Source organism: Burkholderia sp. Cy-637 (assembly GCF_011753175.1).
GTDB lineage: Bacteria > Pseudomonadota > Gammaproteobacteria > Burkholderiales > Burkholderiaceae > Burkholderia > Burkholderia gladioli.
This window is the reverse complement of the sequence record NZ_VWWC01000204.1, coordinates 1-10,715: the sequence shown is the minus strand read 5'-3', so window position 1 is coordinate 10,715 and position 10,715 is coordinate 1. Positions and strand designations below refer to the sequence as shown.

Here is a 10,715-nt window from a genome sequence, read left to right as displayed (position 1 = left end):
CACGGCCTGCCGTGCCGCGGCCGTGCCCGCCGGGATCGTGCACCGGGCGCGGCAAGCCGCCGGCAGGGCCGGGCGCCGCTCGAACCGTCCCCGATTTCCCGCGTCGCGCACCCGCCGCAGCCCGTTGTAGGGCCGCGCGCTTCTGTGTTAAAAAGCCCCCCTTTCCGCTTCGCGCCCGTCCCGTCGGCGTTTCATTCCCCATGAGCTACTGCGCGATCGATTTCGGCACTTCCAACTCCGCCGTCGCCCTGCCGGACCCGGCGCGGGAGGGGGCGATGCGGCTCGCGCCCGTGGAAGGCGAGCACCGCACCCTGCCGACCTCCATCTTCTTCAACAACGACGAGGGCACGCGCGAGTTCGGCCGTGCCGCGCTGGCCTCCTACATCGACGGTTTCGACGGCCGGCTGATGCGCTCGATGAAGAGCATCCTCGGCTCGCCGCTGGCGGAAACCACCACCGACCTCGGCGACGGCAGCGGCATCGCCTATACCGAGGTGATCGCCATCTTCATGCAGCACCTGACGGGCAAGGCGCAGGCCTGCTCGGGCGGCGCGATCGACCGCGCGGTGCTGGGCCGGCCGGTGTTCTTCGTCGACGACGATCCGCGCGCCGACCGCCTCGCCGAGCAGCAGTTGGCGGCGGCCGCGCAGTCGGTGGGCCTGAAGGAGGTGCACTTCCAGTACGAGCCGATCGCGGCCGCGTTCGACTACGAGTCGCGCCAGCCGGCCGAGACGCTGGTGCTGGTGGCCGACATCGGCGGCGGCACCTCGGACTTCTCGCTGGTGCGCGTCGGCCCCGAGCGCATGGCGCGGCTCGAGCGCAAGGACGACGTGCTCGCGCATCACGGCGTGCACGTGGCCGGCACCGACTACGACCGCCGCGTCGAGCTGGCCTCGATCATGCCGGCCTTCGGCTACCGCTCGCTGGACCCGGAAGGCCGCGAGCTGCCGAACCGGATCTACTTCGACCTCGCTACCTGGCACCTGATCAACACCGTCTACACGCCCAAGCGGCTTGCCGAGCTCAAGCTGATGAAGCACCTGTATGTGGACACGCGCCAGTTCGAGCGGCTGGTGAGGGTGGTCGAGCAGCGCTTCGGCCACGCGCTGATGGCGCGCGCCGAGGAGGCCAAGATCGGCGTGGCGGCGGGCGGGGAGACCATGATCGACCTGAACGAGGTCGAGGAGGACCTGCAGATCGCCTTCGACGCGGCGCGCCTGGTGGACGCCAGCGTCGACGACACGGCGCGCATCGTCGAGGCGGCGCGCGAGACGGTCCGGCTGGCCGGCATCGCGCCGCGCGATCTGGGCGCGCTCTACTTCACGGGCGGCTCGACCGGGCTGGCCTTCCTGTCGGGCGCGCTGGCGGCCGCCTTCCCCGATGCCGAGCCGGTGTTCGGCGATCGCCTCGCCAGCGTCGCCACGGGCCTCGGGATCCACGCGCGGCGGCTGTTCGGCTGAGCGCCGGGCGGCGCGCCTCGGGCGGGCCTGGGCAGGGCTCGATACGGCTGCGCCGGGAGCGAGAATTGCCTCCGCCGCCGCGCCGGCCCGCCAACCCGTCCAGCACGCCTCGATGACAAATCGGCGTGCCCGGCGTCGATTCCCTTGCCCCGCGACGCGAACCGCTGCACCACTATCGGAATCAATCCCGCCGGATCGCGGCCCGACACGAATTCGGGTCGGAAAAAACGAAAACCCCGCCGAGGCGGGGTTTTTTATTCAGGCGAAGATATCGCGCGAACTTACAGCGGCTTGATGTTCGCTGCTTGCAGACCCTTCGGGCCGGTCTTCACTTCGAATTCGACCTTCTGGTTTTCTTGCAGCGTCTTGAAACCGTCAACCTTGATTTCCGAGAAGTGCGCGAACAGATCGTCGCCGCCGCCTTCCGGCGTGATGAAGCCAAAACCCTTAGCGTCGTTGAACCACTTGACGGTGCCGGTTGCCATAACTTGTTCCTAAAAATGTGAGACAGGGCGAAACGCCCGGGAGGTGCATGAAAATCAAGGAAGGGGGTAATGGGGCCGACCGGAGTACCGTTGATGGGCGAACTACGAAAGAACCTATTCACTCGCCACTTGAAATCCTGCTCGGCCGTTATACGTCCAAACGACCTTGCGGTCAACCTTCCCGCGAGAATTCCTAGGGAAACCACTAGAAATACCACGAATAACGCTTACAAATCTTGCTGGGGCGCTCATTTTTTTGTAGGGGCTGATCGATTTTGCCGCCATGCGGGAGGTGCAACCGTATACACTACGCGCCGCACGGGCGGGTTGTCCTGGACCGGACAACCCGTCCCCCAAAGATGCCGGCGCGACCCCGGCCGAACGACCTTCGGCAGGCGTCCTGACAAGGCTTTTTGAGAGACATAGGAGAGGTTGTGAACAGTTCTATTCAACGGAACATTGGCCCGATCGCGCTCATGCTGACGGGCCTGGGGTCGATCATCGGCTCCGGCTGGCTTTTCGGGGCCTGGAAAGCAGCGAAGATCGCCGGCCCGGCCGCGATCTGCGCCTGGATCATCGGCGCGGTCGTGATTCTCGCGATCGCATTGACCTATGCCGAGCTCGGCGCGATGTTCCCGGAATCGGGCGGCATGGTGCGCTACGCGCGCTACTCGCACGGCTCCCTGGTGGGCTTCATCAGCGCCTGGGCCAACTGGATCGCGATCGTCTCGGTGATCCCGATCGAGGCCGAGGCATCGATCCAGTACATGAGCACCTGGCCCTATGAGTGGGCGCACAGCCTGTTCGTGGGCGGGGAGTTGACCACACCAGGCCTGCTGCTCTCGGCGGTGCTGGTGGTGATCTACTTCTTGCTGAACTACTGGGGCGTGAAGCTGTTCGCGCGCGCCAACTCGGCGATCACGGTGTTCAAGTTCCTGATCCCGGGCCTGACCATCCTCGGCCTGATGCTCACCAGCTTCCACTCCGACAACCTCGGCATGACGAGCAACGACTCGTTTGCGCCGTATGGCTGGTCGGCGGTGCTCACGGCGGTCGCCACCAGCGGCATCGTGTTCGCGTTCAACGGCTTCCAGAGCCCGGTCAACCTCGCCGGCGAGGCGCGCAACCCGTCGCGCAGCGTGCCGTTCGCGGTGATCGCCTCGATCCTGATCGCGCTGGTGATCTACGTGCTGCTGCAGATCGCCTACATCGGCTCGGTCGATCCGGCCGAGGTCGCGAAGGGCTGGAAGCACTTCAACTTCGCCTCGCCGTTCGCGGAACTGGCGATCGCGCTGAACCTGAACTGGCTGGCCGTGCTGCTCTACGTCGATGCCTTCATCAGCCCGAGCGGCACCGGCACGACCTACATGGCCACCACCACGCGGATGATCTACGCGATGGAGCGCAACAACACGATGCCGAAGATGTTCGGCAACGTGCACCCGCTCTACGGCGTGCCGCGCAACGCGATGTGGTTCAACCTGCTGGTCTCCTTCGTCTTTCTGTTCTTCTTCCGCGGCTGGAGCTCGCTGGCGGCCGTGATCTCGGTGGCTACCGTGATCTCGTACCTGACGGGCCCGATCAGCCTGATGGCACTGCGCCGCGCGGCCACCGACCTCGATCGTCCGCTGTCGATCCCGGGCATGAAGCTGATCGCGCCGTTCGCCTTCGTCTGCGCCTCGCTGATCCTGTACTGGGCGAAGTGGCCGCTGACGGGCGAGATCATCCTGCTGATGGTCGTCGCGCTGCCGGTGTACTTCTACTTCCAGGCCAAGTCGGGCTGGGGTGGCTGGGGTGCCGACCTGAAGGCCGCCTGGTGGCTGGTCGCCTACCTGCCGACGATGGCCGTGCTGTCGCTGATCGGCAGCAAGCAGTTCGGCGGCTCGGGCGTGCTGCCCTATGGCTGGGACATGCTGATCGTCGCGCTGATCGCGCTGGGCTTCTACTTCTGGGGCGTCAACACCGGCTACCGGACCCAGTACCTCGACGAGCGCGAGTCGCACGACGAGATTCTCGACGGCATCGGCGCCTGAGCGTCACCGCCCGATCCTGACGACACCGCCGCCGCGGTGCCGGCAGGAACGAAAAAAAGCCCGCCCGGGTCGTGCCCGGGCGGGCTTTTTCATGGGCGCTCGCCGCGCCCCGGGCCGTAGCTCAGGCCGCGGGCTGGCTGGCCTGGGGCGACGACGCGAACACGTAGTTGGTCATCGCCAGCACGCGCTGGTAGGTGCCCAGCGACTGGATGCCGAGCTGGTAGTCGTCGTCGGCCGCGCCGAGCGCGGCGAACACCGGCAGCAGGTGCTCGTCGGTCGGGTGCATCAGGGCCGCGTGCGGGGCCTGGCGCCGGTAGTCGAGCAGCGCCTCGATGTCGCGATGGGCCAGGCGGTCCTCGAACCAGCCGGTGAATTCATCCACGCGCGGGTCGGCCTCCTCCGGCGTCGCGCCGAAATCGGCCTGGCGCAGGTTGTGGGTGATCTGGCCCGAGCCGATCACCATCACGCCGTCGTCGCGCAGCGCGCGCAGCGCACGGCCCACGCGGAAATGGTGGGCGGCGTCGGCGCGCGGCTGGATCGACAACTGGGCAACCGGGATATCGGCCTCGGGGAACATCAGCAGCATCGGCACCCAGGCGCCGTGGTCGAGCCCGTAATCGGTGGTCGCGGTCGGGATGCCGGCCGCCTCGAGCAGGGCCGCCGTGCGCTCGGCCAGCTCGGGCGCGCCCGGCGCCGGATAGCGCAGCTCGTAGAGCGCGCGCGGGAAGCCGTGGAAGTCGTGGATGGTTTCGGGCCGCGCGCTGACGCTGACGGCCGGGGCCAGCGTGTTCCAGTGCGCCGAGAGCATCAGCACGGCGCGCGGGCGCGGCAGCTCGGCGCCCAGGTGCGTGAACGCCGCCGAGGGCAGCAACGGGTCGATCGGCAGCGTCGGGGCGCCGTGGGACAGGTAGAGCGAAGGCAGGCGGGACATGGTCGGAGGTCCGGATGAGTCGAATCGGATTCGACTATAGAGGCCGCCTTGGGTTTGATAAATCGCTCAAACGGGATTTGATTGATTCTTTATCGTTGCGAATCAATGCGAGGGGGCGGGAGGTGACGAGCCTTACTCGGTGCCGCCGCGGATCCCTGTCCACGGCGCGGTGCGCGGCGCGCCGATGCCGAACAGGTCGATCACGCGCGTGACGGTCTGGTCGACCAGCTCGTCGATCGAGGCGGGCATCGCGTAGAAGGCGGGCAGCGGGGGGAAGACGATGCCGCCCATCTCGGTGACGGCGGTCATGTTGCGCAGGTGGGCGAGATTGAAGGGCGTCTCGCGCACCATCAGTACCAGCCGGCGCCGCTCCTTGAGCGTGACGTCGGCGGCGCGGGCCACGAGATTGTCCGAGAGCCCGTGCGCGACGCTGGCCAGCGTCTTCATGGAGCAGGGCGCGACCACCATGCCGTCGGTCGCGAACGAGCCGGAGGCGATGCTCGCGCCCACGTCGCGTACCGAGTGGACCACGTCGGCCCGCGCATGGACCTCGTCCTTCGAGAGCCGCAGTTCGTGCTGGATATTGAGCCAGCCGGCCGCCGACACCAACAGGTGGGTCTCGACGCCGCCCGCCGCGCGCAGCAGGTCGAGCAGGCGGATGCCGTAGATCGCGCCGGTCGCGCCGGTGATCGCGACGATCAGGCGCCGCGGCGGCGCGGGGCGTGCCTCCATCGAGGGGAGGAACTCAGGCGGCGGCGAACAGTTGCTGCAGTTCGCCCGACTGGTACATCTCCATCATGATGTCCGAGCCGCCGACGAATTCGCCCTTCACGTAGAGCTGCGGGATCGTCGGCCAGTTCGAGAAGCTCTTGATCCCCTGGCGGATTTCCTCGTCCTCGAGCACGTTGACGGTCTTGATCTGGTCGACGCCGCAGGCCTTCAGGACCTGGATCGCGCGGCCCGAGAAGCCGCACATCGGGAATTGCGCGGTGCCCTTCATGAAGAGCACGACCGGGTTTTCGTCGACGATTTGCTTGATGCGTTGTTGGGTATCCATGATGAACCTTGTGCTGATGCGGGGCAGAGAACGGGAATGATACTGGATTTCGGCAGGGCCGACCGGCGCCGGTCCAGGGCGGAAAGCAGGGCCGGGATAGGGCCTGGACCGGGCCTGGACCGGGCCGGCGGGTGCTCCGCGCATCTCGCGGGGGCACCGGCCGCAGGCAAGCCGCGCCCGGGCGTTCAGCCGGGCAGGCGCCCGCCGGTGCAGCGCTCGATGGCCGCCAGGTCGGTGAGCGAGGCCACCGCCTCGAATCCGGCGGCGGCGAGGATCGCGCGCACCGCCTCGGCCTGGTCGTAGCCGTGCTCGATCCAGAGCGCGCCGTGCGGCAACAGGAAGGCCGGCGCGCCGGCCGCGATCGCGCGGATCGCCTCGAGGCCGTCCGCCTCGTCCGTCAGCGCGCCGCGCGGCTCGAAGCGCAGGTCGCCCTGCTCGAGATGCGGGTCCCTGCACGCGATATAGGGCGGGTTGCTGACGATCGCGTGAAAGCGCTGCAGCGGATCGAGCGCGCCGTACCAGTCGCTCTCCAGGAACTGCAGGGCGCCGCCCGGGCGCGCCGGGTCGAGCAGCCTGGCCGCGTTGCCGCGTGCCACCGCCAGCGCCGCGGCCGAGCGGTCGAGCGCCTGGACGCGCGCGTCGGGCCGCATCGAGGCGATCGCGATCGCCACCGCGCCGCTGCCGGTGCCGAGATCGAGCACGGCCGGCGCGGCGATGCCCTCGATCGCGGCGAGCGCGGTCTCCACCAGCAGCTCGGTATCGGGCCGCGGAATCAGCACGTCGGGCGTGACCGCGAATTCGAGGCCGAAGAACTCGCGCGAGCCGACCAGTTGCGCCACCGGCTCGCCGGCCAGGCGCCGCGCCGCGAGCGCGAGATAACGCTCGGCGTCGGCTGCCGCGAGCGGCGCGTCGGCGCGCGTGATCAGCTGGGTTCGGCTCCAGCCCAGCGCGTGGGCGAGCAGGATCCGTGCGTCGACGGCATCGAGCGGCGTGGCGCGCAGCAGTTCGGCGGCGGTGGCGGGCGAGGCGGGCATGAGACGCGCGCCGCTCAGTCGCTTTCGCCGAGCGAGGCCAGCAGCTCGGCCTGGTGCTCGCTGACGAGGGTCGCGATCATCTCGTCGAGATCGCCGTCCATCAGGGCCTCGAGCTTGTAGAGCGTGAGGTTGATGCGGTGGTCGGTCATCCGGCCCTGCGGGAAGTTGTAGGTGCGGATCCGCTCCGAGCGGTCGCCCGAGCCGATCAGGCTCTTGCGCGTGGCCGCTTCCTTGGCGTGCTGCTCGTGGTACTGCTTGTCCTTGATGCGGGCCGCCAGCACCTTCAGCGCGCGCTCCTTGTTCTTGTGCTGCGAGCGATCGTCCTGGCACTCCACCACGATGCCGGTCGGCAGGTGGGTGACGCGCACCGCCGAATCGGTCTTGTTGATGTGCTGGCCGCCCGCGCCCGAGGCGCGGAAGGTGTCGATGCGCAGGTCGGCCGGGTTGATCTCGACCTCGGCGATCTCGTCGGCCTCGGGCATCACCGCCACGGTGCAGGCCGAGGTGTGGATACGGCCCTGCGTCTCGGTGGCCGGCACGCGCTGCACGCGATGGCCGCCCGATTCGAACTTCAGGCGCGAATAGGCGCCCTGGCCCGCGATACGCACGATCACTTCCTTGTAGCCGCCCAGGTCCGAGGCGCTCTCCGACATCATCTCGACCTGCCAGCGCTGCCGCTCGGCATAGCGCAGGTACATGCGCAGCAGGTCGCCGGCGAACAGCGCCGACTCGTCGCCGCCGGTGCCGGCGCGGATTTCCAGGAAGATGTTGCGCTCGTCGTTGGGGTCGCGCGGCAGCAGCATCTTCTGCAGCTCGGCTTCCAGGCGCGCCATGCGCTCGCGCGCCTCGCGGATCTCTTCTTCCGCGAACTCGCGCATCGCGGCGTCCGACAGCAGTTCCTGGGCGGTCGCCTCGTCGCCGCGCGCGAGGCGCCATTGCGCATAGTGCTCGACCACCGGGCCGATTTCCGCGTGTTCGCGGGTCAGCTTGCGGTACTGGTCGAGATCGGCGGTGACGTTCTCTCGGCTCAGCAGTTCGTTCAGTTCGGCCAGCCGGTTCGAGAGCTGGTCGAGCTTGCTTTGCATGCTCGTTTTCATGGTGTGGAGCGACGCTCCCGGGCGAGGATTCGAAAAGGAAGGCGGATGCGGCCGAAGCGCCGCGGGTGGGGCAGATGCGGCGGCGGGCGCCGCTAATGGTCGGCGCGCGGGCCGTGCGCGTAGAAACCGCGCATCAGGTCGATCAACTGGTCGCGCTCGGTGCCGCTGGTGCGGTTCAGCGCGCTGGTCGGGCCGTGGATCAGCTTGTTGGTGAGCGCCTGCGACAGCGCGTCGAGCACCGCGGCCGGATCGTCGCCGCGCGCCAGCATCTTCTGCGCGCGCTCGAGCTCGGCGCGACGCAGCGCGTCGGCCTGGGTATGCATGTGGCGGATGATCGGCACCACGCTGCGCGTGTCGAGCCACTGCATGAAGTTCTGCACGCGCGTCTCGATGATCGCCTCGGCCTGCGCCACGGCGGCCTGCCGCGAGGCATTGCCCTCGCGCACGATCGCGCCGAGATCGTCGACCGTGTAGAGGAACACGTCCTTGAGCTTGCCGACTTCCTGCTCGATGTCGCGCGGCACGGCCAGGTCGACCATGAAGATCGGCCGGTGGCGGCGCGCCTTCACCGCGCGCTCGACCGCGCCCAGGCCGATGATCGGCAGCGTGGAGGCGGTGCAGGACACGATGATGTCGAATTCGTGCATGCGCGCGGGCAGGTCGGCCAGCGGCATGGCGCGGCCGCCGAAGCGCTCGGCCAGCTTGGCGCCGCGCTCGGCGGTGCGGTTGGCGATCACCAGCTCGCGCGGACCTTGCGCGGCGAAGTGGGTGGCGCACAGCTCGATCATCTCGCCCGCGCCGATGAACAGCACCTTCTGGTCGGCGAGGCTCTCGAAGATGCGCTGCGCCAGGCGCACCGCGGCGGCGGCCATCGACACCGACTGGGCGCCGATCTCGGTGGTGCTGCGCACCTCCTTGGCGACCGCGAAGGTGCGCTGGAACAACTGGTTCAGGTAGGTGCCGAGCGCGCCGGCCTCGGAGGCGGTGCGCACCGCGTTCTTCATCTGGCCGACGATCTGGGTTTCGCCGAGCACCATGGAATCGAGGCCGGACGCGACGCGGAAGGCGTGGCGGACGGCCTCGGATTGCGGCAGCGCGTAGACATGCGGCGCGAGCTCGTCGGCGGGAATGCCGTGGAACTCGGCCAGCCAGCGCACGGCGGCATCGCGCGCGGCGCGATCGTCGGTGGCGCAGTACAGCTCGGTGCGGTTGCAGGTGGAGAGGATCGCGGCTTCGGGCGTGTTGGGCGCCTGGCGCCCCAGGAACACGCCGGTCAGGGTGGACAGGGCAGGCTTGATCTGTTCGAGCGGAAACGCCACACGTTCGCGCAAGGCGACGGGTGCCGTGTGGTGATTGATTCCGATCGTGAGGAGCTGCATATCCGGGGGCTATCGTTTAGGTTCGCATTATAGCGTCTTGCCGCTTTTGTCACCGGCAAGGCCCGGGCGGGGTCGCCAGGCCGCCTGTCCCGACCGGGGCGATTCGCCGCAAGCCCCGCCAGGACGCGCTCTCGAGCCTGCCGGCCCTCGCCCGATGCACGCCCGGGCGCCGCCAAGACCCTGCTCACGACAGGGTGGCGCGACTCCAGGTCGCAGCAATCGGCCGGGCCGACGATTGGAGGGTACGATGCGCCCGAAACCGTCGATTGGCAACCTTCCGGCGAGCGATTCGGCCCACTTTTTCAGGATAGTTGGAATTTGTGTGGACATATGAAGGAGGACCCCGCTGCGGCACTTATGTCCACTTGCCTTACGTTTGACCGACCCCTTACACTCGTTCGCTAGGTAGGGCAATGTCGCGGACGGCCGCACTCTCGTACTCACTTTTATAATCCGGATCACCGGAGACGGCCGCCGCATGCCCTGCGACGACAGGTGTTTCGTTCACGCCCGGGGCAAGCTCGGATGATTCGAAAAAAAGGCGCTGGATGAACTGGTTTGGAATCGTGGTACTCGGTCTCGCCATCGGCGGCCTGGGCTGGTGGCTGCATCCGGCGCGCGCCGGGCGCCGCGGCTGGCGCGCCGCGCTGGTCGCCGGCCTCGCAGGCGCGGCGGCCGCCAGGATGGCCGGCAACCTGACCGGTCTGTTCCACGACGGCGGCACGCTCGAATGGCCCGTCTGCGCCGCCGCCGCACTTGTCCTCGTCACCTTGACCACCGGCGCGCTTGCCCGCCGCTGAACTCCCCCCACACGGATGGAACCCATCATGAACGCCCGTCATCCCGACGTCTCCCCCATTCCCGCTCGCATCGCCCTGTTGCGCGGCGTGATGGCGCGCGAGGGTGTCGCCGCCTGTCTCGTCCCATCCGCCGATCCGCATCTGTCCGAGTACCTGCCCGAGCACTGGCAGGCGCGCCGCTGGCTGTCGGGCTTCACGGGCTCGGTCGGCACCCTGGTGGTGACGGCCGATTTCGCGGGCCTGTGGGTCGACAGCCGCTACTGGGTGCAGGCCGCCGCCGAGCTGGCCGGCACCGGCGTCGAACTGATGAAGATGACGGCCGGCCAGCAGAGCCAGCCGCATGTCGAATGGCTGGCCGAGCACGTGCCGGCCGGCGCCGCGGTGGGCGTGGACGGCGCGGTGCTCGGGGTGGGCGCCGCGCGGGCGCTGTCGGCGGCGA

11 protein-coding genes are annotated in these 10,715 nt (G+C 68.6%); 4 read left to right on the top strand and 7 right to left on the bottom strand.

Annotation, left to right across the window (positions count from 1 at the left end; translation table 11 throughout):
- Positions 1-200: 200 nt before the first annotated feature.
- Complete coding sequence (locus tag F3J10_RS31415; RefSeq protein WP_025100895.1) at positions 201-1,460, top strand: Hsp70 family protein; 1,260 nt, start codon at positions 201-203, stop codon at positions 1,458-1,460.
- Positions 1,461-1,741: 281 nt separating this feature from the next.
- Here the strand turns inward: F3J10_RS31415 and F3J10_RS31410 are convergent, their stop codons facing one another.
- Positions 1,742-1,945 carry a cold-shock protein gene (locus F3J10_RS31410; RefSeq protein WP_025100896.1) on the bottom strand — a complete coding sequence of 68 codons (204 nt, stop codon included), beginning with the start codon at positions 1,943-1,945 and terminating at the stop codon, positions 1,742-1,744.
- Positions 1,946-2,379: 434 nt separating this feature from the next.
- On the opposite strand from F3J10_RS31410, the gene F3J10_RS31405 reads away from it, so the two are divergent.
- Positions 2,380-3,978 carry an APC family permease gene (locus tag F3J10_RS31405; RefSeq protein ID WP_025100897.1) on the top strand — a complete coding sequence of 533 codons (1,599 nt, stop codon included), beginning with the start codon at positions 2,380-2,382 and terminating at the stop codon, positions 3,976-3,978.
- A gap of 121 nt (positions 3,979-4,099) precedes the next feature.
- Here F3J10_RS31405 and F3J10_RS31400 read toward each other — a convergent pair whose 3' ends face one another.
- The 6 genes from F3J10_RS31400 to hemA all read right to left on the bottom strand — a co-directional run bounded on the left by F3J10_RS31400 (position 4,100) and on the right by hemA (position 9,476).
- Complete coding sequence (locus F3J10_RS31400; RefSeq protein ID WP_025100898.1) at positions 4,100-4,909, bottom strand: class III extradiol ring-cleavage dioxygenase; 810 nt, start codon at positions 4,907-4,909, stop codon at positions 4,100-4,102.
- A 132-nt stretch (positions 4,910-5,041) separates the two neighbouring features.
- Positions 5,042-5,641 (bottom strand): UbiX family flavin prenyltransferase, encoded by a 600-nt coding sequence (locus tag F3J10_RS31395; protein ID WP_025100899.1) that lies wholly within the window; start codon positions 5,639-5,641, stop codon positions 5,042-5,044.
- Between the two features lie 13 nt (positions 5,642-5,654).
- On the bottom strand, positions 5,655-5,966 hold the full coding sequence (gene grxD / locus F3J10_RS31390; protein WP_012734508.1) for a Grx4 family monothiol glutaredoxin: 312 nt from the start codon (positions 5,964-5,966) through the stop codon (positions 5,655-5,657).
- 185 nt (positions 5,967-6,151) lie between these two features.
- Positions 6,152-7,000, bottom strand: a complete 849-nt coding sequence (gene prmC / locus F3J10_RS31385) for a peptide chain release factor N(5)-glutamine methyltransferase (RefSeq protein ID WP_167243731.1) — start codon at positions 6,998-7,000, stop codon at positions 6,152-6,154.
- A 14-nt stretch (positions 7,001-7,014) separates the two neighbouring features.
- Positions 7,015-8,097 (bottom strand): peptide chain release factor 1, encoded by a 1,083-nt coding sequence (gene prfA, locus F3J10_RS31380; protein ID WP_013696492.1) that lies wholly within the window; start codon positions 8,095-8,097, stop codon positions 7,015-7,017.
- Between the two features lie 92 nt (positions 8,098-8,189).
- On the bottom strand, positions 8,190-9,476 hold the full coding sequence (hemA, locus tag F3J10_RS31375) for a glutamyl-tRNA reductase (protein ID WP_025100902.1): 1,287 nt from the start codon (positions 9,474-9,476) through the stop codon (positions 8,190-8,192).
- A 548-nt stretch (positions 9,477-10,024) separates the two neighbouring features.
- Here hemA and F3J10_RS31370 point away from each other — a divergent pair.
- The gene (locus F3J10_RS31370; protein ID WP_025100903.1) at positions 10,025-10,276 is read left to right on the top strand and encodes a hypothetical protein; all 252 of its coding nucleotides are present in this window, start codon (positions 10,025-10,027) and stop codon (positions 10,274-10,276) included.
- Between the two features lie 27 nt (positions 10,277-10,303).
- The coding region (locus tag F3J10_RS31365) for an aminopeptidase P family N-terminal domain-containing protein (RefSeq protein ID WP_205200556.1) at positions 10,304-10,715 on the top strand (412 nt) is incomplete at its 3' end.